The 23,792-nt window shown below is 32.5% G+C and carries 23 protein-coding genes and 1 tRNA gene; 13 read left to right on the forward strand and 11 right to left on the reverse strand.

The features are described 5' to 3' along the window. Positions 1-180: 180 nt before the first annotated feature. The 9 genes from C8C83_RS03880 (at position 181) to C8C83_RS03920 (ending at position 8,492) form a co-directional block, all read left to right on the forward strand. Positions 181-1,158, forward strand: coding sequence for a peptidoglycan DD-metalloendopeptidase family protein (locus C8C83_RS03880; protein ID WP_121326514.1), 978 nt, complete (start codon positions 181-183; stop codon positions 1,156-1,158). Between the two features lie 46 nt (positions 1,159-1,204). Then, positions 1,205-1,537: a MerR family transcriptional regulator gene (locus tag C8C83_RS03885; RefSeq protein ID WP_035685071.1), complete on the forward strand. Its 333-nt coding sequence runs from the start codon at positions 1,205-1,207 to the stop codon at positions 1,535-1,537. 44 nt (positions 1,538-1,581) lie between these two features. Next, positions 1,582-2,163 (forward strand): LemA family protein, encoded by a 582-nt coding sequence (locus C8C83_RS03890; protein WP_121326515.1) that lies wholly within the window; start codon positions 1,582-1,584, stop codon positions 2,161-2,163. 63 nt (positions 2,164-2,226) lie between these two features. Beyond that, positions 2,227-2,664, forward strand: a complete 438-nt coding sequence (locus tag C8C83_RS03895) for a TPM domain-containing protein (protein ID WP_121326516.1) — start codon at positions 2,227-2,229, stop codon at positions 2,662-2,664. A 3-nt stretch (positions 2,665-2,667) separates the two neighbouring features. Further along, positions 2,668-3,504, forward strand: coding sequence for a TPM domain-containing protein (locus tag C8C83_RS03900; protein ID WP_121326517.1), 837 nt, complete (start codon positions 2,668-2,670; stop codon positions 3,502-3,504). 54 nt (positions 3,505-3,558) lie between these two features. After that, positions 3,559-4,341 carry a tetratricopeptide repeat protein gene (locus tag C8C83_RS03905; RefSeq protein ID WP_121326518.1) on the forward strand — a complete coding sequence of 261 codons (783 nt, stop codon included), beginning with the start codon at positions 3,559-3,561 and terminating at the stop codon, positions 4,339-4,341. A 9-nt stretch (positions 4,342-4,350) separates the two neighbouring features. Further along, positions 4,351-4,764: an Rrf2 family transcriptional regulator gene (locus C8C83_RS03910; protein ID WP_099711089.1), complete on the forward strand. Its 414-nt coding sequence runs from the start codon at positions 4,351-4,353 to the stop codon at positions 4,762-4,764. A gap of 248 nt (positions 4,765-5,012) precedes the next feature. After that, positions 5,013-7,574: a TonB-dependent receptor gene (locus C8C83_RS03915; protein WP_121326519.1), complete on the forward strand. Its 2,562-nt coding sequence runs from the start codon at positions 5,013-5,015 to the stop codon at positions 7,572-7,574. 177 nt (positions 7,575-7,751) lie between these two features. Further along, positions 7,752-8,492 carry a DUF2490 domain-containing protein gene (locus C8C83_RS03920; protein WP_121326520.1) on the forward strand — a complete coding sequence of 247 codons (741 nt, stop codon included), beginning with the start codon at positions 7,752-7,754 and terminating at the stop codon, positions 8,490-8,492. A 391-nt stretch (positions 8,493-8,883) separates the two neighbouring features. Here the strand turns inward: C8C83_RS03920 and C8C83_RS03925 are convergent, their stop codons facing one another. After that, complete coding sequence (locus C8C83_RS03925) at positions 8,884-11,637, reverse strand: outer membrane beta-barrel protein (RefSeq protein WP_121326521.1); 2,754 nt, start codon at positions 11,635-11,637, stop codon at positions 8,884-8,886. 379 nt (positions 11,638-12,016) lie between these two features. Between C8C83_RS03925 and C8C83_RS03930 the strand changes: the two genes are divergently transcribed. Next, positions 12,017-13,885, forward strand: coding sequence for a hypothetical protein (locus C8C83_RS03930; RefSeq protein ID WP_121326522.1), 1,869 nt, complete (start codon positions 12,017-12,019; stop codon positions 13,883-13,885). An 84-nt stretch (positions 13,886-13,969) separates the two neighbouring features. Here C8C83_RS03930 and der read toward each other — a convergent pair whose 3' ends face one another. Together der and era are read right to left on the reverse strand one after the other, a co-directional pair. After that, positions 13,970-15,280, reverse strand: coding sequence for a ribosome biogenesis GTPase Der (der, locus tag C8C83_RS03935; protein WP_121326523.1), 1,311 nt, complete (start codon positions 15,278-15,280; stop codon positions 13,970-13,972). A gap of 404 nt (positions 15,281-15,684) precedes the next feature. Then, positions 15,685-16,566, reverse strand: coding sequence for a GTPase Era (gene era / locus C8C83_RS03940; protein WP_099712802.1), 882 nt, complete (start codon positions 16,564-16,566; stop codon positions 15,685-15,687). A gap of 116 nt (positions 16,567-16,682) precedes the next feature. Here era and C8C83_RS03945 point away from each other — a divergent pair. Beyond that, a tRNA-Met gene (locus C8C83_RS03945) sits at positions 16,683-16,755 on the forward strand. A gap of 84 nt (positions 16,756-16,839) precedes the next feature. Here C8C83_RS03945 and C8C83_RS03950 read toward each other — a convergent pair. Further along, positions 16,840-17,208, reverse strand: coding sequence for a hypothetical protein (locus tag C8C83_RS03950; protein ID WP_121326524.1), 369 nt, complete (start codon positions 17,206-17,208; stop codon positions 16,840-16,842). Positions 17,209-17,442: 234 nt separating this feature from the next. On the opposite strand from C8C83_RS03950, the gene C8C83_RS03955 reads away from it, so the two are divergent. Further along, entirely contained in the window at positions 17,443-17,841 is a 399-nt protein-coding gene (locus C8C83_RS03955) for a lipocalin family protein (RefSeq protein WP_121326525.1), read from the forward strand. A 131-nt stretch (positions 17,842-17,972) separates the two neighbouring features. On the opposite strand, the gene C8C83_RS03960 is transcribed toward C8C83_RS03955, so the two are convergent. The 7 genes from C8C83_RS03960 to C8C83_RS03990 all read right to left on the reverse strand — a co-directional run bounded on the left by C8C83_RS03960 (position 17,973) and on the right by C8C83_RS03990 (position 22,877). Beyond that, positions 17,973-18,890 (reverse strand): GyrI-like domain-containing protein, encoded by a 918-nt coding sequence (locus C8C83_RS03960; RefSeq protein WP_121326526.1) that lies wholly within the window; start codon positions 18,888-18,890, stop codon positions 17,973-17,975. A 48-nt stretch (positions 18,891-18,938) separates the two neighbouring features. After that, positions 18,939-19,274 (reverse strand): hypothetical protein, encoded by a 336-nt coding sequence (locus C8C83_RS03965; protein ID WP_121326527.1) that lies wholly within the window; start codon positions 19,272-19,274, stop codon positions 18,939-18,941. Positions 19,275-19,480: 206 nt separating this feature from the next. After that, positions 19,481-20,032, reverse strand: a complete 552-nt coding sequence (locus tag C8C83_RS03970; RefSeq protein WP_121326528.1) for a GNAT family N-acetyltransferase — start codon at positions 20,030-20,032, stop codon at positions 19,481-19,483. A 90-nt stretch (positions 20,033-20,122) separates the two neighbouring features. Beyond that, complete coding sequence (locus C8C83_RS03975; protein ID WP_121326529.1) at positions 20,123-20,632, reverse strand: hypothetical protein; 510 nt, start codon at positions 20,630-20,632, stop codon at positions 20,123-20,125. Positions 20,633-20,744: 112 nt separating this feature from the next. Next, on the reverse strand, positions 20,745-21,185 hold the full coding sequence (locus tag C8C83_RS03980; RefSeq protein WP_132011665.1) for a hypothetical protein: 441 nt from the start codon (positions 21,183-21,185) through the stop codon (positions 20,745-20,747). A 151-nt stretch (positions 21,186-21,336) separates the two neighbouring features. After that, positions 21,337-22,248: a hypothetical protein gene (locus C8C83_RS03985; protein WP_121326531.1), complete on the reverse strand. Its 912-nt coding sequence runs from the start codon at positions 22,246-22,248 to the stop codon at positions 21,337-21,339. Positions 22,249-22,337: 89 nt separating this feature from the next. After that, entirely contained in the window at positions 22,338-22,877 is a 540-nt protein-coding gene (locus C8C83_RS03990; RefSeq protein WP_121326532.1) for a helix-turn-helix domain-containing protein, read from the reverse strand. 463 nt (positions 22,878-23,340) lie between these two features. On the opposite strand from C8C83_RS03990, the gene C8C83_RS03995 reads away from it, so the two are divergent. Further along, positions 23,341-23,751, forward strand: a complete 411-nt coding sequence (locus C8C83_RS03995) for a helix-turn-helix domain-containing protein (protein WP_121326533.1) — start codon at positions 23,341-23,343, stop codon at positions 23,749-23,751. Positions 23,752-23,792: the final 41 nt, after the last annotated feature.

Consider the following 23,792-nt stretch of genomic DNA (forward strand, 5'->3'; position numbering starts at 1 on the left):
AAACTAAAAAACTTACAGTTCTAAGCAATAAATCGTCTCCTTATACATTATCTAATTATCAAATTGACTCAATTATCTAATTATTTAATTCTTGAAAAAAAGCTTCGAACAACTGAAACATTTATTAAATTTGTTCGACTAACTTATTTTACAAGCTGCAAAAATAGGGTATTTTAAAATATGGCGAAAGTAAAATATTATTACGACTCAGAAAATCTGGCTTATACGAAAATAAAAACCAGAAAAAGGATCAAAATTGGCTATGCAATACTGTTTTTGGTAGCTTCAGCCTTGTTTGGTTTTTTTGTTTTTATACTATTAATCAACACGCCTTACTTCGAAACGCCAAAAGATCGTTTGCAAGCACGTGAAATTGAGAATTTGAAATTGCAATATGCCATTTTAAACAAAAAAATGGACGAAATTGATGATGTAACTGAAGCATTAGAAAATAGAGACAACAATATATACAGGGTTTATTTTAATAAAACTGAAATTCCGGATTCTATTCGAAAAGCAGGTTTTAGAAATCCTGAACGTTATAAAATTTTAGAAGGTTATAACAACTCTCAATTGGTGTTGAATACAACGAAACGAATTGACAGATTGTCTAAAGAATTGGCGATTCAGTCAAAATCACTGGATGAAATTTTGAAATTGGCGAGTACAAAAGGGAATTTATTATTGGCAATTCCGGCGATTCAGCCTGTTCGAAATGAAAACTTAAAGCGAATGGCTTCGGGTTTTGGATACAGAACTGACCCTTTCACGAAAGTGCGAAAAATGCATAACGGAATGGATTTTACCGCTAACACAGGTTCTCCAGTTTATGCCACAGGCGATGGCGTTGTAGAAAGAGCCGATGCCGCAGCGTCAGGATTTGGAAATCATGTTGTGATCAGGCATGGTTTTGGATACGAAAGTTTATACGCGCATTTGAGCAAATACAACTGTCATCCCGGACAACATGTCAAACGTGGCGATGTTATTGGATACGTGGGAAGTACCGGAAGATCTGAAGGTCCGCATTGTCATTATGAGGTTCACAAGGATGGAAAAGTCGTAAATCCGTTGAACTTTTATTACGGAAATATTTCAGCTGTCGAATATGTGGCAATTTCGCAAATGGCAAATCAGGAAAATCAGTCATTAGATTAATACTGCAAAAAGTAGTATTTTTGGATAAAATAGAAAATTAAAAAATATGCATATTGAGCTTTCAAAAGATAAAAGATATTATAGTATTGGCGAAGTTGCCAAAGCTTTTAATGTCAATGCATCATTGATTCGTTTTTGGGACAGCGAATTTGACATTTTGAAACCTAAAAAGAACGCCAAAGGCAACAGAATGTTTACGCCGGACGATATTACAAACTTGCAATTGATCTATCATTTGGTCAAAGAAAGAGGTTTTACTCTTGAAGGCGCCAAAACACATTTGAAAGAGGGACAGAAGAAAACATTAGATAAATTCGAAATAATACGTAAATTAGAGTCCATAAAAACACAATTAAACGAGATTAAAAACGAATTATAACATTAATAATCAATAATTAGAAATAAACTTAAATCAAAACTGATATGAAAAAATGGTTAATCCCCGTAGGAATTATTGTTGTACTAATTGCTATTATTGCTTTTTGGTCAATTGGAATTAAAAATACAGGTTTACAAAAAAGCCAGGCAGTTAACAAAGAATGGGGAAATGTAAGTACTACTTACCAAAGAAGAAATGACCTTATTGGAAACTTGGTTAATACTGTAAAAGGTGCAGCTGATTTCGAAAAATCGACTTTAACAGCTGTTATCGAGGCTCGTGCAAAAGCAACTTCTGTAACAATCGATCCAAGTAATGTAACTCCTGAGCAACTTTCTCAATTTAACCAGGCTCAAAGCGGAGTATCTTCTTCTTTATCAAGATTATTAGTTTCTGTTGAACAATATCCAACATTAAAAGCAAACGAAAACTTCTTGAAATTACAAGATGAATTGGCTAGTACTGAAAACCAAATTTTAACAGCAAGAACTCGTTTTAACGAAGCTGTACAAGATTACAACGGATATGTTCTTGCAATTCCAAACAAATGGTTCTTGGATTACAAAGAAAAACCATACTTTGAAGCTGTTGCAGGTGCAGAAAAACCAGTTGAAGTAAAATTCTAAAAAAGCATTTAGTATTTTAGGCAAAAATCTAAAATCAACAATCTAAACTCTAAAATTATTTCAATGTCAAAAGTAGAAGATTTTTTATCCAAAGTAGAAGAGCAAGATATTGTAGAAGCTATTCGCGTAGCAGAACAAAATACTTCTGGCGAAATTAGAGTACATATAGAACAAACGACTTCTAAAGTCCCTTTTGACAGGGCTTTAGAAGTTTTTTATGATTTAAAAATGAATGAAACACAACTTCAAAATGGTGTTTTATTTTACTTTGCTGTAGCAGATAAAACTTTTGCTATTTGCGGAGACAAAGGAATAAATGATGTTGTAGCATCAGATTTTTGGGATTGTACCAAAGATGCAATGGTGGAGCAATTTAAATCAGGAAATTTTAAACAAGGTATTGTCGACGGTATTTTGAATGCCGGTGAACAATTAAAAAAATACTTTCCGTGGTCTGAAGATGACACTAATGAATTATCAAACGAAATATCAAAAGGATAAACAATGAAAATTTTCAAAAATAAAATCTCAAGTTCCAAAAGAATTTTTCAGTTTACCTTTTTACTGTTAGCGTTTTTTACCTGTAATGGTGCTTTTGCACAATTTACAATTCCGGAAAAACCAAGTCTTCAAACTTCTGTTTACGATTATGCTAATATTTTAAGCGCTTCTGAAAAAGCACAATTAGAAGAAAAACTAATTCGTTATTCAGATTCAACTACAACCCAAATTGTAGTGATTACAATCGAAAGTTTAAAAGGCGAAGATGTTAGTCAGCTTGCTACAAAATGGGGACAAACCTGGGGAATTGGAGGAACTGCAAAAGACGATAACGGTGTTGTCATTTTACTGGCAAAAAACGAAAAGAAAATTGCCATTAATCCAGGATATGGAGTCGAAGATCGCTTAACAGCAGGAATTGGCGGAACAATTATCCGAAATATTATTATCCCGGAATTCAAAGCAGGAAGTTTTTATAATGGTCTTGATAAAGGTACAGATGCTATAATTGATGTCTTTAAAGGGAAATTTAAAGGCGAACGCAAACAAACCAAAGGAAAAGATTTTCCGATATTCCCATTTATTGTAATTGTTGTAATTGTATTAATTCTACTTTCGCGAAATAAAGGCGGTGGAGGAAATTCAGGCAATAATGGCGGTGGAGGTCCTAGCCTTCTTGATGTTATTCTTTTAAGTAGTCTTGGCAGAAGTGGCGGAAGCGGATTTGGTGGAGGTTTCGGTGGCGGATCATCCGGTGGAGGTTTTGGCGGTGGCGGAGGCTTCGGAGGAGGTTTTGGCGGCGGCGGATTCTCTGGTGGAGGTTCTAGCGGAGGCTGGTAAATTTCAGTTTTCAGTCGCAGTTTTCAGTTTTTTGTTTCAAGTTTAAAATCATTTATGAAAATTAGTTTTTATTTCTTTATTTTTTGTTCCTATTTCACTTCTTATTCACAAGAGTTTTTTGATAATGATAAAATAGAAAGCGGTAAACAAATTGAAGAATTAAATACTATTATTCTACAGAATCCAAGTGCAGAGAATTATTATTACAGAGGTTATAATAATTATATAAGTGAAAATTATCCGGAAGCATTGGCTGATTATAACAAAGCGCTCTCGATAACACCAAATGATTTTAATATTTATTTTAGCAGAGGAAATCTAAGTATAAAATTAAAGGATTACGAAAGTGCCATTGCAGATTTTTCAAAATGTATTTCTTTAGATAAAAATTCTCAAAAGGCTTATTTTAATAGAGCTTTTGCCGAGAGAAAAATATTCAATCGTACGGGTGCAATAGACGATTATTCAAAAAGTATCGCTTTAAAGCCTGATAATAACATATCAGCCTATCAAAATAGGGGATTATTAAAAAAAGAACTAAATTTACACAAGGAAGCAATAGCCGACTTTGATAAAGTTATCGCAATTGACCCAAAATCAGTAGATGCGTTTCAGAATAGAGCCATTTCAAAAGCAATGCTTAATTCAAAAGATGCTTTACTTGATTTTAATGAAGCTGTAAAATTAGCGCCTGAAAATTCAGAAGTATACTTTAATAGAGCACTTTATTTTATTAATTTCAAAATAAAAGGAGATTATTGCTCAGATTTAAAAAAAGCTTTTAATTTTGGCTATTTACCGGCACAAGAATTATTAATAGAACTTTGTAAAATTTAATACCTAAAGATGTTATCACATAAAGCAAAATACGCCCTTAAGGCCTTACTTTATTTAGCAGAACAAGACGAAAATCACATTTCTAAAACTATAGAAATTGCTGATGGAGCCAACATTCCTAAAAAGTTTTTAGAGCAAATTTTATTAGATCTAAAACGTGGTCGTTTTGTGAGTAGTAAACAAGGAAAATTTGGCGGATATTATCTTATAAAGTCCAAAAATGAAATAACTCTTGCCGAAATTCATCGATTATTTGACGGTGCAATTGCACTTTTACCTTGTGCTTCTTTAAACTTTTACGAACCTTGTTCTGATTGTAAAACCGAGGAAGAATGCAGTCTGAGACATGGTTTGATGCTTATTCGCGACGAAACTCTTAAAGCGATGCAAGGCATTACTATAGCCTCCCTTATAAAAAAATAAAAAAATATTTTCTAATTCCTAGTAAATCGATAGAATTAATATTTATATTTGCAGAAAATAATTAACAAATCATTTACAAAGTTTTAACCATGAAAGTAAATTACAGTAAATCAGGTGTAACCAAAAATCTTTTGCAAAGAAATCAAAATCAATTCACTACCGTGAATAGCAATTCGTTTATGATATGTATGTGTTGGTAAAAAAAAATTTATTTTAAATTCTACTAATCACATATACTTAATCTGAAAATGAAAAATTCTATAAAAAACACCCTAACAATATTATTATTTTTAACCTTCTCTGTTTCGTTTGCACAAACTGTTGAAGGTATAGTTTTTACAAATGAAAATATTCCTCTTGAAGCAGCAAACATTGTTATTAAAGGAACAACTTCTAATACAACTTCTGATCAAAACGGAAAATTCATAATTGATACAAGAGGAAAAGTTCCTTTTACAATTCTGGTTCAATATGTAGGATATAAAACTACTGAGTTAGAATTTACTGCTTTGCCAACAGCTCCATTACAAGTAACTCTTAACGAAGAAAATGCACTTGTTGAAGTTGTAGTTTCTTCAAGACGTCGTATAGAAAAAGTTCAGGATGTGCCAATTGCAATATCAGTTATTACTGGTAAACAAGCTGAACAAACCGGAGCTTTTAACGTAAATCGTATTAAAGAACTTGTTCCATCTGTACAACTTTATTCTTCAAATCCTAGAAATACAGGTATCAATATTCGTAGCCTTGGTTCACCATTTGGACTTACAAATGACGGAATCGATCCCGGAGTTGGTTTCTATGTAGACGGTGTTTATTACGCTCGCCCTGCTGCTACAACTTTAGATTTTATTGATGTAGAACAAATCGAGGTTTTACGTGGGCCACAAGGATCATTGTTTGGTAAAAACACGACTTCTGGAGCGTTCAACATTACTACTCGCAAACCAAGTTTTACTTCTGGCGCTGACTTCGAAGTAAGCTACGGAAATTATAACTTCTTGCAAGCTAAAGCTTCTATTACCGGAGGTTTGACTTCAAAATTAGCTGGTCGTATATCTTTTTCAGGTACTCAACGTGATGGTTTAATCGATAATGTTGCTACAGGAAGACCTACAAACACCTTAAACAATCAAGGAATTAGAGGTCAATTACTTTATACTCCTTCAGAAAATACCAATATTATATTAGCCGCAGATATTACAACGCAACGTCCTGATGGATATGCGCAAGTAGTTGCCGGAGTTGCTCCAACAAAAAGAGCTGCTTACCGTCAGTTTGATGCTATTATTAAAGACCTGAATTATCAATTACCAAGTTTAAACGCTTTTGATCGTAAAATTGACCACGATACTCCATGGCGTTCAAATCAGGATATGGGAGGTATATCTTTGAACATTGATACAAAAATTGGAGGCGGAACTCTTACTTCGACTACAGCTTGGAGATTCTGGAACTGGGATCCTTCAAATGATAGAGATTTTACAGGATTACAAGTTTTAGCAAAATCTCAAAACCCAACAAGACAAACTCAATTTACACAAGAAGTTCGTTATGCTGGTCAGCTTACCTCTAAAATAAGTGGTGTTGTAGGTGTGTTTTTCATCGACCAAACATCAAAAACAAATGGTACTGAAGAATCTGGTAACGCACAATGGAGATTTGCTCAAAGTACTACAAGTAACTTATGGAAAACTCCAGGACTTTTTGAAGGATACGGAATCAAAACTGACGCTAGTATCAGATCATCAAGTGCTGCGGTATTTGGACAATTAGACTGGGCAATTACAGAACGTTTCCATATATTACCAGGTTTAAGATATAACTTTGACAAGAAATCAGCTGATTATTCCCGTAAAACATACGGTGGTCTTCAAACAACTGATCCTGCATTAATTGCTTTGCAAAAATCAGTTTACTCAGATCAGGCATTTACATCAGATACTGATAATACTGACTTCTCAGGAAACTTAACTTTGACTTATAAAGCGTCTGACAAAATCAATGCTTATGCGACTTATGCAAAAAGTTACAAACCAGTTGGAGTAAACGTAGCCGGACTTCCTACAGATTCAAAAGGTCAGCCTTTATTAGATCTTTCGGTAATCAAACCAGAGAAAGTAAATCATTATGAAATTGGAGTAAAAACTTCTCCTTTCAGAAATTCAGTATTCAACTTAGCATTCTTTAATACTGAGATTAAAGATTTCCAAACAAACGTTCAGGCTGCTGAATTAGGTGTAAACCGTGGATATCTTGCTAATGCAGATAAAGTACGTGTAAGAGGTGCAGAATTAGACGCTAGTTTTGTAGTAAACAGAAATCTAACAATAAATGGTGCTGCAACTTATACTGAAGGTACTTATGTGAAATTCACAAATGCACCACTTCCATTAGAAGAAACAGGAACTACTGTTGGAGGAGTTCAGGTAGCTTATAAAGATGTTTCAGGAACAGATTTGCCTGGTGTATCAAGATGGGCAGGATCATTGGGTGGTGAACTTTCTGATGATGCTAAATTCTTTGGAAACGCTGGAAAAATATTCCTTGCTGTTGATTCTTATGCACGTTCTGAATTTTCTTCAAGCCCTTCAGCTTCAAAATACTTAATCGTTCCGGGTTATGCGATCTTTAATGCTCGTTTAGGTTTCCGTGCTTCCGAAGGTTTATCGATTCACTTTTGGGGACGTAACTTATTGAACAAAGATTACTACGAACAATTATTGCCTGCTGGTGGAAACACAGGACAATATGCAGGTGTAATTGGAGATCAAAGAACATACGGAATCACATTGAAATACAAATTGTAGTCAGTTAGTTAATTTTTTATATACACAAAGCGAGGTAGGTTTTTAAACTTACCTCGCTTTTTTATTACCAATCATGAAATCACAAAATAGCTTTTAAAACGAATTTAAAAATCAATTTATACTTCTATAAATCAATTCTCATTTGTATATATTCGCAGCCTGAATTATATAGATTAGATGAAATTTGTCAAAACACTGTTCTTATTTGGCCTTATAAGTCCATTTTTATCGGCACAAAATCTAAAGAAAACAGATCAGCAAACCCTTACCTGGATTAGATATTATAACATTTTACCTATAACGGAAAAGTGGGCAATTCACTCTGAATTTGACAATCGCAGTTTTTTAAATCCTGTTCACGAAAATCTATTTGTTATAAGAGTTCAAGGTCGTTATCGCGTCAATAAATTTGCAGAATTAGGAGGAGGTTTTGCTTATTTTAATGTAAATACTCAAGATCCTAATATCGATCCGGATTTCTCTGTTCCGGAATATCGAGTTCAACAAGATATTACTTTCATAAACGATATTGGAAAAATTACATTTCACAATCGTTTTCAACTTGAAGAACGGTTTATTCAAAAAACCAATAAAATAGAATTATTGGATGATTTTTCTTTTGCTTACCGATTTAGATATAGATTACAATCGACTTTTGATCTTTGGAAAAAAGAAAAACGAAGCCTAAAAGCAACTATTTCTGATGAAATCATGTTTAATTTTGGAGAAGATAATAGAAAAAATACGTTTGATCAAAACCGATTTTATGTCGCATTGCGTTATCATTTTAATCCTAATATTGGTTTAGAAGTTGGCTATCTAAAAAGCTTTCAGCGACGTGCAAGCGGTCTTGATTTTTATGATCGGGATATTATTCGTTTTACGCTTTATCATAGAATTGACAGGAAAATTAGATAATGTGGTAATTTGATAATGTGGCAATTAGATAATTTTCCTTGAAATTTAATTTGAATTCAAAAAAAAGACGCAGTGCTGTGCGCCTCTAACTTCAATTAGATCTGTTCAATCCGTAAAATCTGTGGGCATAAAAAAGACGCACTGCTGTGCGCCTCTACGATAAAATCTTTGTCGCTCTACAATTCAAAAAAACCTTAGAACCTTAGAATCTTAGAATCTTTTCTAAGACGCACTGCTGTGCGCCTCTACGATAAAACCTTTGTCGTTTTACAATTTTTAAAAAACCTTAGCAGCTCAGAACCTCAGAAACTTAGAACCTTTTCTAAGACGCACTGCTGTGCGCCTCTACGGAAAAACCTTTGTTCCTTCGAACCTCTGAACCTTTGTACCTTTAATCCCTTCTTCTCTTCCCTCCTTTTTCTGCGGCTGCAAAATTTCCAAATTTATAGGCCAGAGAAAACATGACGTAACGTTTAAGAACTGTATTTTCTTCATCACGAATTGACGTTGCCGAAATAGTTCTTGTGGCACTTTGATTTTGATTTAAGACATCGTAAACTTTAATTTTTGCATATAGTTTTTTATCAAAAAATCCATACGATAAACTTGTATTCCAAAGAAAGAAATCTTTCTTGAAGTCACTCGAAATATTAGAATTATAAGTATATCCAAAATCATTTCCGAAAATGAAATTTAAAGGCCAGTAATTCGTGGTTTGCAAATTGATTCTGTGCACCACATTCGAAGTCGCATCACGCGTATAATTCTCATAACTAGTTTCATTATAAGTCAAACTGTATGATGGCGAAATAGACAATAATTCCCCATATTCATACGTCAGATAAACTCTTGGTGTAATTGCTATTGCTTTTGCGTTGTACAAAACAGCATTTGTAAAACCTTTATCAAAAGAATAGCTTCCGTTAATTCCCAAACCATATCTCAAAACGTGTGCATCTCTTTTTACCGATTGATTCCAATTTCCGCCAATCGATGCAATATAAGTTCCGGAGATATTGGCATAAGTAGTTGTTCTTTTTCCGCTATCGTCATATACCGAAGTCGAAACAACATCATTATTATAATAATCTGCTTTGATAAACATACTATAACCCGAACGTGTTCTAAAATCAAAATTCTTAAAATCAATTCCTGCGCTGCTTTTTTCTATCGGATTTAAATTTGGATTTCCAATTACGGTATTCAACGGATTCATCAAATTTAAAACGGGCAATAATTGCGTAGCGCTCGGAAGCGAATTCGAATAATCATATTTTAAAGTCAGGTTTTTAGAACGGCTGAATTTGTATCTTATCAATGCATTTGCAAAAGGCAAAGCATATGTTTTATTCAAATCAGTTGAATTTCCTAAGTAAAGAGAATGATTATCATAATCGATAATAGAAGTTTTGGTGCTAAGATTTATGATGAATTTACTTTTTTTCAATGTAATTCCAAATTTAGGACTTACTGAACTTTGTCTTGAACTGATGTAATTTGTCAACGATAAATTCAAATCAGAATAGGATTCTGTAGCAGCATTAAAATCAAACGTTTTTTGATCGTTTACTGTTTTTTGCCAGTCAAAATCAGAACCAAATCTAATTTTCAATGAATCTGTAATAGGTTCTGTATATTCCAAATCCAAAGTATAAGAATCAGAACTTGTATTGTTTTTACTGTTTTGATTTCGTTCATCGTTTGGTTTTCCGTCTTGATAAAATATAGTTTGAGAAAGATTCATTGTATTCGAATCGTTTCTGGTATTATTATTATTAAAAACGAAACTTAGATTGCGCGATTCTTTTTCAAAAGTTTTATTGAAATTAATCGCATTCATAAAATTATTATTCGTGCTTTCGCTTTTAGATTCTGACTTGCTTTCGTTCAATGCGACACCGTTTTCATCCTCAGATGCTGTACTTGATTTTGAATCACTATTTGCTCTGGTTTGATTAAAAGTTGGCGCAATATAAATATGAGTCGTTGGATTAATTTTGTAATCTAACTCCAGATTAACCTTATTTCCGGTATTTTCACTTCTTGATTTCGAATCAGATGCCGTAAGAATATTTCCCGTTGGTAAAAAATTAACTTGATTTGATTTACTATCATTATTATTAATCGAATTCGAAAAATTATAACTACTCGTAATGTCCAATTTTTTAGACAATGCATCAAAATAATTAATTCCTGCCAAATTAGACTGCGTGATTCCTTTTCCGCCTCCGGAACTTTGATTCATATTTTTACTATTTCGTCCTCCGCCCATACTATCAAAAACATCATCCATAGAAAAGCCTGTCGAATTGATATTATTGGAAGAAGCTAATACACTTATTTTCTGTTGATTTTTGAAAAAATTCAGCATTAAACTACTTTCATAACGATCATCAGAACCGAAACCACCGAGTATTTTTCCGAAGAAACCTTTATTTTTCTTTTCGTCAATCGTCAAATTTATACTCGAATAATCGGAGGTTGATTCTTGTTTTGCAAATTCTTCTTTCTTGGTTTTAAAATCCGAAACCTGAACTTTCTTGATAATATCGGCAGGCAAATTTTTAAGGATCAAAGCTCCGTCTTTATCAAAAAAGGTCTTTCCGTTGACTAAAAACTGCGTTACTTCCCTTCCGTTTACGGTAACTTTTCCGTTATTATCAACATCAACGCCGGGCAATTGCTTTAGCAAAGCTTCAACATTGGCATCCGGACGAACTTTATAAGAAGATGCATTAAACTCCAGAGTATCTTTTTTGATTGTAATTGGTGGCGCTTCGGTTTTAATTACTACATTATCCAGCGCATTTACACTTTCTAATAAATATAGTTTTCCAAAATCTTTGCTTTCCAAAATCCCTTTATGTTCTTCAACAAAAGGCTGATATCCCATATAATTTACTTTCAGAAAAACAGGTTTATCTATTTTTTTAGTGTTGATTCTAAAAACTCCATTTTTATCTGTCGTTGCATATTCGATAACGGTAGAATCTTTAACGGTAGAAAAATAGACGGTCGCCATTTCCAGCGGCAACTGCGTATTGATATCAACAATGATTCCTTTGATCACAATATCATTGCTTTGCGCATTCGAGACAGAACAAATAAGAAGAAAAAACAATAGATAAGCGAGAGATTTGGTCATAAGAAAGGGTTAGTTATGCTAGTAAGACTAACAAAGAAATCAAAGGTTTAACGGGGTATTCAAAGTTTTATTAGGTTTTTTATCGCAAATATCTCAAATCAATTCTATTTACAAGGGATTTTAGATGTTATTTTTTGAAAGAAAACTACCAATTAAAACTCGCAAACTTTTCTTTTATCTTGATTTTTTTTTCTTAAAAAGACTTGTAAAAAGGGGGAATTGCCCCTTATAAAAACGGTACTTCACCTTGCTTCTATCTTATAAAAATGCAAAACCTTTGTGATGTAAAATTTAAAAGACGAGACCCTATTAAAAATTCTGAAACAATGCTTCAGAAACATCAAAAAAAACTATTACAGACAATTTAAACCAATTAATCATGAAAAATATTTTTAAAGGCACCTTACGAGGATATGTATGTGAGGATTGTATTGAGGCGATATCCGGAGTTGAAGTTTTATTTTATCTTCCGTACAGAAAAGAAACCCGCCCGACGAATCAGGTTGCAAATACTAAAGATACATTTCATTATGTATCAAAAGAGGAAGCAAAACAAAGACAAGAGTTATATATTGGCAAAGCCAAAACAGATCCCAAAGGGAATTTTGAATTCGAAATTGACGAAAGATACGTGGGTTCTGATTTAGATATCGATTTTATTTGCGGAACGGTTCCTCCAAAATTTCCAAAACCAAAAAGAGACGAAATTGTACAATTTCATATTACAACATTATCAATACATTCTGAGCTTGAACAACAAACAAAAGACCTAAACTTGAGATGGCAATGTAATATTGCTTATAAATGGTGGTGCTATATAAGAGGCCATTATTTTGATGCGTGGGTTATTTGTGGACATTTGAGAAACTGCAAAACCGGAAAACCTATTGCAAATGCAAAAGTTACTGCAATGGATGCCGATTTTCTAACAGATGATAATTTAGGTTCTGATACAACGGATGCTTCCGGACATTTTAGAATCGATTATACCTCTGTAGATTTCAAAAAAACCTTTTTATCGCCATGGATAAATATCGAAACAGATCCTAATTTCCTTTCTTTTCAAAGTGGTCCGGACGTTTATTTCAAAGCCGAATTAAGCGGAACAACTTTAATCAATGAAACAAAAGCAGATGCGCGCAAAAATGTAGGCTATTGTCTATGTGTCAATTTATGTTCTGAAATAAATGTTTTTGATCCCGAGGGGCCTGGTTTTCCGAGTGCATGGACAGGAATTGGAACCGCTTTTAGTTCTTCTTTCGGATTAGGCGTTCACGATTTTGATGCCGATGGTTTTGCGGGCTCCGGCAAACATGTATTGTACAGCACTATCCGTTTAACCGGACAAGCAGCTTTAAAATCAGCTGGCGGATACCCAATTGAATATCGTTTTAGAATCAGCGATACAACTGCACCCAATAATTCAGCTCCTTTAGATGAAACAAATTTTACCAAAACTATTGGAGTCGACAGCGGCTTATTTGCTCCAAGTACTGTTTCTAAATTATCCAGAAAAATTCCCATTCTTGACCATGATATTATTTATGTAGACAGCGCTCAAAGTGATTTTGATGCTCAAGGCTGGTTTGATGTAAACAAGTCCATTGAGAGAGCTTTGGTAACAAATGGTTTTACTCTTGCAGATTTACCGCTATATAATATTATCGAAGAAGACACACTAATTTCTCTAAATACAGCAGCATTAACAACTGCTGTAGGCATTACTCCGGACAGTATTAATCCGGGACAAAATATTCCTCCTGCAAGTAAAGCTCCGCTGGAAAAATTTGCAATACGATTCGAAATCAGAGAAGTGATTAACAAAGCAACCAATAGTTTTGGCGTTATTGATGGCAACGGAACAACATTAAATTCTGTTGTAATGAACAATACTCCAATATACAGACAATTGTCTATAAAAGAGCTAGAAGAAAGCACACTTTGTACTCCTGTAAACGGCACAATACACGCTAAATATACCTTATATCACCGCTATTTATCGACTTGCAAATTGAACATAAGAAAAAATAGTGAAAGCACTGAAAGAGATATTATAGACGGTATCATTGATACTGCGCCAGCTGTTGACGAAAGAACAAGTAGTAGTTCTAAACTAAATGATCCGCCAACTTTAGCGCGTTGTACTTATATCGTAAAACTATATTCGTCTACGCGAAAACACGATGGCGACAACGGTGATTCTGATGGAGGAACACCGCTTGAACAACTTTTCTTCTACGACGTTTAACAACCATTTCTAAATAAACCACAAAAAAAAAGCAACATTTCAAAATTCGAAATGTTGCTTTTTTATTAACTGTAAAAAGAAATTTTATTTCTCTCTGATATAAATATCGATTGGCACTCCTGCGAAGTCCCAATTTTCTCTAATTTTATTCTCCAAATATCTTTTATATGGCTCCTTAACGTATTGTGGCATATTTGCAAAAAACACAAACTGAGGCGTTAATGTTGGCAACTGCATACAATATTTAATTTTCACATATTTCCCTTTTGTTGCTGGCGGCGGATAAGCTTCAATAACTTTCAACATATATTCGTTGAATTTTGAAGTTGCGATTCTTTGTTTTCTGTTTTCGAAAACCTGAACCGTAGCTTCAAGTGCTTTCAATAAACGTTGTTTCGTTAAAGCCGAAACGAACAAAATTGGCACATCTGTAAAAGGCATTAATTCTTTTTTGATTTTCTCTTCGTAATCACGAGTCGACATGGTATCTTTTTCAACCAAATCCCATTTGTTTACTAAGATTACGACACCTTTACGGTTTTTCTCAGCCAACCAAAAAATACTTTGATCCTGACCTTCAAATCCACGAGTTGCATCGATAACCAAAATACAAATATCTGCATGCTCAATCGCACGAACAGAACGCATTACCGAGTAAAACTCTAAATCTTCCTTCACCTTAGCCTTACGACGGATTCCCGCAGTATCAACCAGGTTAAATTCAAAACCAAAACGGTCAAATTTTGTGTCAATTGCATCACGAGTTGTTCCTGCAATATCCGTAACCATAAAACGATCCTGACCAATTAAGGCGTTGATAAAGCTTGATTTACCAGCATTTGGACGTCCAACAACAGCAAAACGAGGTAAAACGATTTCTGGTTGAACAGGTTCTGGTTTTACAGGAAAAGATTCGATCAAAGCATCCAATAAATCTCCCGTTCCACTTCCTGAGATACTTGCAAATGTATAATAATCTCCTAAACCAAGATTATAAAACTCCAAAGCATCTTTTTCGCGCATTGCGTTATCTACTTTATTAACAGCCAATAAAACTGGTTTTGTTACCTTACGCAATAAACGCGCAACAACATCATCCATTGGTGTAATACCTTCTTCTACATCAACAACAAAAATAATAACATCTGCTTCATCGATAGCAAGCTCCACTTGTTTACGGATTTCACCTTCAAATACGTCATCAGATCCACGAACATATCCGCCGGTATCAATCACAGAAAACTCTTTTCCGTTCCACTCGCTTTTACCGTAGTTTCTATCTCTGGTAACTCCAGAAACCGAATCTACAATAGCTTCTCTTCTTTGTATCAGCCTATTAAAAAGGGTTGATTTCCCCACATTAGGTCTTCCTACTATCGCAACAATGTTATTCATTTTTTTGAATTTTTGATTTTAGACTTTAGATTTTTTGATTTTAGTCTCCCATAATCAATCACTTATAAATCCAAAATCCTTTTATTTTAATTTTTTGCAAAGGTAGTTAAAAAAGTGACTAAGTCGCTAAGTTTCTAAGTACCTAAGTTTTTTATTATTTTTCCTGTTATTTCAGACTATTTTTTGGGAGCTATTTCCTGCTATTCGTTACAATCTTTTCCTGGCTAAAGAAGCCAGAAAAAGGATTTCCACTTCTATCAGGGCTAGGGCTTCAGTTTTCAATATCAGCTTTCTGTTTTATACAAAACCTTTTATTTTCAAAACATGAAACCTGAAACAACTTTAACCATTCCAATTTCGCATTTCTAACAAATCAACAATTAAACAATTAACCGATTAAACCACTACTGATTATATCCAAATCGTTTCAACATATTCGCATTGCTTCTCCAGTTTTTATTCACCTTAACAACAAGTTCAATATGAATTTGTTTTCCGAAGAATTTCTCCAGATCTGCGCGAGCCTCGGTTCCAACTTTTTTCAAAGCAGCACCTTTATGTCCAATAATGATTCCTTTTTGAGTTTCGCGTTCCACCATAATAATCGAACGGATTCTGATAATAGCTTCGTCTTCAAAAAATTCTTCCGTTACGATTTCAACCGCATACGGAATCTCTTTGCTGTAATTCAACAAGATTTTTTCACGAATCGTTTCGTTTACGAAAAAACGTTCCGGTTTATCTGTTAATTGATCTTTTGGATAATATGCAGGAGATTCTGGAAGTAACTCAATGATTCTGCCAAAAACTTCCGGTACATTAAAATTCTGTAAAGCCGAGATTGGGAAAATTTCAGCATTTGGCACTTTTGCAGTCCAGAATGCAACTTGTTCCTCTAATTGTTCCTGATTTGAGTTGTCAATTTTATTCAACAATAACAAAACCGGAATTTTAGCGTGGATAATTTTATTAAAGAAAGCTTCATCTTTTAAGTCCTGCTCTCCTATTTCGACCATATAAACCAGAATATCAGCATCTTCAAAAGCCGATTTTACAAAGTTCATCATCGATTCCTGCATTTCATAAGCCGGTTTGATGATTCCTGGAGTATCCGATAATATAAGTTGAAAATCCTCGCCATTCACGATTCCAAGAATACGGTGACGAGTTGTTTGTGCTTTTGATGTAATAATCGATAATCTTTCTCCAACAAAGGCGTTCATCAATGTTGATTTTCCAACGTTTGGATTCCCGATGATGTTTACAAAACCTGCTTTATGTGACATTTGCATATTATTTATTTTGCAAAGGTAGTCATATCAACTCAATACAGAAAATAAAACATTTTTTAATCTTTTCGTTGGATTTCTCAAAAAACGGCGTATCTTTGCACCCGAAACATCGCGGGATAGAGCAGTAGGCAGCTCGTCGGGCTCATAACCCGAAGGTCACAGGTTCGAGTCCTGTTCCCGCTACTAAGACAAAAAGCTTCAGAGAAATCTGGAGCTTTTTTGTTTTGGATTACTTTGAAATTTTTGCGTTCACGAGCGGGGTTAAGTTTAAAGTAAATCCTCTCTTATTTTATTTGATTCAAATATTTCAAAATAAGTCATATTTGCTTTACTAAACATAGTATCAATATTTAATGACTCATTCTTTAATACATCATCTATTGATTGATAAATTGTATTTCTTGATAAATCTTTAACTATAAAAAAATCGCTAGCCCAAAACCATTTTTCACGATTGTTTTTCATTATCATTTTTATATTTTCCAGTGTAAAAATTGTAGCAATATAAACTTTAGAATAATCATTTTTTAAAACAATATAAACATCAATATTATCATTTAAGGCATCTTGAATCCTATATCCTCCCGGAAATGAAATAAAAAAGTTATAATTTAAGTGAATTCGCTTGTTCTCCATAAATAGTAATTATTTCAATAGCGTGGATTTTCAATCCATGCCCATTTCAACTTTAACACAAAAATAAAACTTTTAAACTGGCATTACTAAAAAACCACAACATTGTACAGTTGTAGCCTTATATTATTCACTTTGTGGACACAGTAAACTAACTAAAATCAATACTTTTCAAAATTACACGCAACCTTTTGCATGATTTAAAATCTATTTATTATAACTAAAAACCAGATAAATATGAAAAAGAATATTATTTTTTTAATGTTAATTAGCCTTCTTGTTTCGTGTAATAGTGATGATCAGGAGAACTCAACACCTGAGTTAATAGGAACTTGGAAACTAACTGAAGTTTTGGCTGATCCAGGTGACGGCAGCGGAACTTTTAAAGCAGTGCAAAGCAATAAAACTATTGAGTTTAAAAACAACGGAACTATAGTAACTAATACTTCTTTATGTGATCCGTACTCCGATGAAATAAAAAGTTCCGGAAGTTTTAGTCTGCATAATAATTCTATAACCACCAATTGCCAAAACTCAAATATTGCAACAATACATTTTGAATTGAAAAACGACTACCTGCTTTTACATTATCTATCTAATGAAGGTTATTCTCAAAAATTTCAAAGAAGTAATTGAAAAATCGCGTATTGGAAAAAAACAAACAAAGCTTCAGAGAAATCTGAAGCTTTGTTTGTTTGTTATGGTTTTATTTTTTTGCCGATTCACTTTCTGTCACATAAAAGGATTCGTGCGGAAGCGGTGTTTTTTTATTCAATTGGTATGTAAAAGTCAACAATAGCCTTCCTTTCAGGATGTTCATTAAAATTATTATAATAAATTTCAAAAGGCTCTCTGTCAGCTTTCTTATATCCATTTTCGTTCATCCAAACGAATAACCCAGTCCACGACTTTTCAAATTCCTGTAATCCAATTTCAAAACTTCCAACGATAAATTTTCCAGCTTCTATTGTTGTCAGTCCGATTTCTCCATTTGTTTCTACTGCCTTGTCTAGTAAAATCGAAGCACTCATCCTTACTTTGTTGGCTTCAGTAATTTTAAAACTGTCGTGATAAACCGTTATCATTTTTGTTTGGCCGTTTATTAATCCTTTTGGTGTTGCCCATTGTACTAATTTCCCATAGGCATTTTCAAGGTTATCAGGACCAATACTAGATACATAAGCCAAATCCATTTTTGACATTTCTTTAATTTCAATTTTTGCGTTCATTTTTATCCAATTTTTAAGATTATTAATGACGCAAATGTATTTTTCATAGTCAGGATATTCTTGTCCATTCTTGCTTTTAAGTTGACGAATCTTGCTAAATCTATTTGGATTTTGGCCTTTAAATTCAGTCGGACTTACTCCAAAATGCTTTTTAAATGCTCTGGAATAGGAAGAATTATCACTAAATCCATATTTATGTGCTATTTCAGTTGCTGTTATGTTTTTATGTAACAAATCAGATGCTGATTTTTCTATTCTTCTTCGTTTTACGTATTCATGAAGAGTTTCTTCTGTAACAAATTTGAAAACTCGATGAAAATGAAATGGTGAGAAAAAAGCAATTTCCGAAACTGTATTTAGCGATAAGTCCGATTCCAAGTTTTGATCAATAAACTCAAAAACTCGGTTAATTCGATTTTTGTAATCAGCTTGTATTTCTTTATCTGTTACTGTCATTTCTTAAATGCTTTATAACTTGTTTATATGTGTGACAAACTTTTGTTTTTATAGATTCTCAGTTTCAAATTTCTCAATAAACTTATTTATTATTTTATGTGATTTCATTCGTAAATCAGAATTTTCAGTTATTAACTCTATTCTATAACTTCCGTAAGTTATTCTAGTATTAATTTTAATATCAGTACTCCATCCAATTTCAAGCAACTCCTTTATCATATCAGATAACAATTCATCCCATTCTTTTTCTTTTGGTAAATTCAATCTATTTAGTTTTATATAAAGATTTATTTCGTCTTGCGCTTTCAATTCCTTGCTTAACAATGAGATTTTTTTGTCATTTTCGATCTGCACTTTCATATTCTTTTTGAATTGCTTATTCATCCTCAATATTTTATCTTGTTGAAATATAAAATTATTTTAATTTCTCTAAGAAGGCAAACTTAACATATCCAAATTATCAAAAAGTTGTATAAAACTAAAAAGCAATTTGATAAAAATCATAAATAATTTGGCTAGATAATTGAATGCTTCCTGATACTAAGACAAAAAGCTTCAGAGAAATCTGGAGCTTTTTTTTACTAGATTTCCTATCCAGGCTTTATTAAATTATCTTTTAGTTTAGCATAAATATCAAGACTTATAAACTTACCATTTTTAATTTCACAGTCTTTCATAGTTCCTTCGTATTGAAAGTCAAGTTTAGCCATTATGCTTTTACAATTCTTATTTTCCGACTCAACAAATCCTTCAATTCTGTGAAGTTCTAAATCGTTAAATCCATAATTACAAATTAAGGGTATTGCTTCTTTTATAATTCCATGTCCCCAAAAATCTGGAATTAACCAAAAACCGATCTCTGCTTTTTTATGTTCTTTACTTAAATTATTTAATCCACCCGCTCCGTAGAATGTTCTGTTATCAGCCGAGCAAATTGCAAACCAAATTCCGGTATCGTTTTTTTCAAGGTCAGCAAAAAAAAGCATTTGTTCTTTGGTTGCTTCCAATGTTTGAAAACTCACTTCATAATACTTAATAACTTCAGGATATGAAAGTCCTTTGAAAACATTTTCAAGATCACTATCTGCAAATTGTCGCAGTAAAAGTCTTTCGGTTTTTATAGTTGGAAATTCTTTCTTCATGATTTCTTGTTCATTTCATATTATCAGTTTTCATCGTCAAGAACTGACCGTTAAAACCTAAATCCATTACAATAGCTGCTGCATGCAAGTTTATTTTGTGTTTTTATCGTATTCTTCTTTAGCCATTTTATCATATTCATCTTGAGTAAAACCATATTTACAGTCTGAATATTTTGGATCGAGAGCCCAAAACATTAAATCATTTATTTCAGCCGAGCCGTTTAGACAAGCTCCATTTGTAGTACTAATAGCCTCAAAATCATTCTTATGTTTGAAATATATCTCTTTAATTTTTGGATAATTTTTCTCTTTTAATCCAATAAAAGCATAATATCGAATGTATGGATTTTCACTATCAGTCAAATAAACCAAATCTTCAACAGTTGCTACTTTAATTAAGTTTTTATACGAATCATTATCTTCAACCCAAACAGTATTTATACATTTTTCATGACTCAAAAGATTTACAGCATCTTCCACTTTTGAATCAAGTTTATGTTTACACGAAATTATGATGTTAAAAGTTAAAAGCATTAAAAAAATATTTCTCATAATTCTAAGTTTATCAAGCAATTTAACTTCACAACCTGCTATTTTCATAGTTTAATATGTTTTAAAATTATCGTCAACATCTTGGGACTACAACAGATCTAAGACTAAATTAAGTCCAAAACGCCAATCTTGTTAAACAACTATTATTGGCTGGCATTTATTACTTTAAAGGTTCACATCTTTCGAATAATAATGTGTCCATTTTTCTTTCGTCAAACGACATTATCATTTTTTTCTTGCTTAGAAAATAAATTGGTGAATTTGAACCTACAATACACAATCTTCCAAGACTTATTCCTTTTGAGGTCGGTTTCCACTGATAATCTACTAACGAATCTAGATTATTATCTTTAAAAATTTCGGCATTCCCATCAAGATTTAAGTGAAGCGTTAGATCATTTGTATAACCTGCATTTATTAATCGAATTGGTTTATTTGTTGCCTTTTTCAATTTCCACCATCCATTGGCATTTTTGAAATCGAAATTTTTTGTGATCAGATTTTTATCTTCTAAATTTTCATTAACCTTCTCTTTACAAGAATAGAAGAACACAAATATTAGAATTATAAATATTTTTTGAATGGAATGTATTTTCATCATTTTGGCTGTGTTTGTCTATAACGTTCTGCCACTACAGTAAGTTTGAAACTAAATTAATTCCTATTTTCGGATTTGCCAAATCATGTCAAATACAAAACCAACTTTCTATTAATCTTATTGTCTAAATCTGCTGTCATTAGGAACTATTTTTTTATTCAATTCCCATTTTGTTTTGTATACAGTCAATATACAAACAATTATTTAAGAATATTTTATTTCCCAACATTCCTGTCATACCCGAAAATTTCATCATTGAATATTGAACTTGCGAAAATCCTTCAACATAAGTAATATTATTTAAAGATATTTCCTCAGTGTCAAATTTTATTTTTTGGCTACAGCTTGCAGTAAAAGTAGTCAAAACATTATCCCAGGATTTTGACTTTTCAATGTTAATTTTTGAATTTGGCAGTTTCAAGCTTTCCCATACTTCTTTGTTGGCTAATAATTCATAAGCACTTGTCCCTGAATCAAATAAAAAACTTTCCTCCTGCCCTTTTAAAAAACCTTTAAAGATTATTTTTCTTTTTTTGAATTTAAAATCAAATAATTTGTTTTGTAATTGAGAGGGCACTTTAGATAAATTTAAAGCAATATTATTTTCTTTAAAATTGATGATTGTTCTTCTGTTTTCTAAAATATCTCCTCCAATAGTCCCAATTATTTTTATTGAATCATTATTATTATCATTTCCGTGATTGTAAATTTTGAATTTATCGGAAGTAATTTTTGTCTTCCCAATGTAAAAAGAAGCTTCTGCAAGCTCTTTATCTACGGAAATTTGGCTAATTTTTTTAATTGAATTTGAGTAAAATACGGTATAAGGCGAACCAGTGTCAAATTGCAAATAGTAAGTCATGGTGTCATTCGAAAAATGTATAGGAAGCAACAAAGCATTTTTTTCAGAACCCAGCCACTTAAATGGTACAAAACCACTTTCATTATCTACTGTCAAATAATTATTTTCCGGAGTAAATTTTTGGTCAAAATAAACATAACCACCAAATACAGCTAAAACCAAAACTACCAAAAAAGCCAACACAATTTTCTTTAAAACTTTCATTAGATTATTTTTTCTGCAAATTTCTGTTTTAGAAAACAATTTCTTTGCAAAAGCAATACGCCAATTTTACGTCAATTAACCGACAGCAGTTATAAATAATTGATTTTTAAATTTTTATGCAAATCGTTTGTATTATTTAAACTTATACCGTTTACAATAACTACTGATAATTTAAGACACATAATTAATAATAATGGAACTATAAAAAGCGGAAAATGTAGTGATAACCCTTTTTGAATGAATGGGCTTATGATTTGAGAAGCAGCAAGTACAACTGCAATTAGAATTTGAACACTTACAATACTTTTTCCAAGTTCTTTGTTTTTTGGATCGTTTGTTTTACTGGTCAGGATTAATGGGAATATAACTCCTCCAAAAGGTATTATAAGTCCTAATAAACTAGAAAAATTAATCAATTTTGCTCTGTCAAGTTTTGTAATTTCTTTGAAAGCTATTAGTTTTTCAGGCTCAGTTTCAAAGACATTTGCAAGTGCTTTCAATGTAAATCCTTTTGGGATATTTCCAGCTTCAATCCTTTGAATTGTTCTTAGCGAAAGTCCACTTTTTTCGGCAAGTTCGGTCTGGGTTAAATTTTTTCCCTCTCTTAAATGTTGAACTATTGATTTCATTTTGGTTTTGTTTGCGGTTCTGATAAACTTTCTGCTAACTTATATTAAGACAAAATCATACAAAGCCACCCAATTTTGGGCTGTTAAGAATGAAAAACGTCCTACTTTATTCAAACCAAATATATTGATAATTACTTATAATTTATGGAATACTTTTACTAGTTTAAAAAGTGTAAAATTATACCATATTTCTACTGCAACGACACGCTTTCTAAGTCGTTCTCACAACTGAAATTTTTCGAAAAATGTACAATTTATAGCATCTAAAAAAAAATGTGCAAAGCCAGCGACATTCGCACAGCTTTGCATAAGAACTGTTCATGCATCAAAAGACAAGAAGAAATATTCTCCTTTGTCACTTTTTTATTTAAGACAATTAACAGGATATTTTTTTATCTTTGAAAGTCAAAATTTTTAAGCCAAATGGCTTTATCTTTGAGCCTACAGAAAATTGATATTCATTATGGAACAGAAAATACATCAGGGAAGAAACATAAAACGTTTCAGAGAAATGCTTAATATAAAGCAAGAGGCATTGGCTTATGATCTGGGAGAAGACTGGAATCAGAAGAAAATTTCTTTGCTGGAGCAAAAAGATGTAATTGAAGAAAGTCTTCTTAAACAAATCTCAGCAATATTGAGAATTCCTGTTGAAGCTTTTCAAAGTTTTGAGGAGGAACATGCTGTAAATATTATTTCGAATACATTTAATATTGAAAAAGATGGTTATATAGGAAACGCTAAGCCTACATTCAACATAAATCCAATGGAGGAACTAAAAAAACTTCATGAAGAGAAGATTGCCTTGTACGAAAGAATGTTAAAAGAAAAAGATGAAATGATGGCAAGGCTTGAAAAACTAATCACCAAATAATCATTTATAAAATATATTAATTCTGCAAAGAGACTATTTAG

It is taken from the genome of Flavobacterium sp. 90 (assembly GCF_004339525.1).
Classification (GTDB): Bacteria; Bacteroidota; Bacteroidia; order Flavobacteriales; family Flavobacteriaceae; genus Flavobacterium.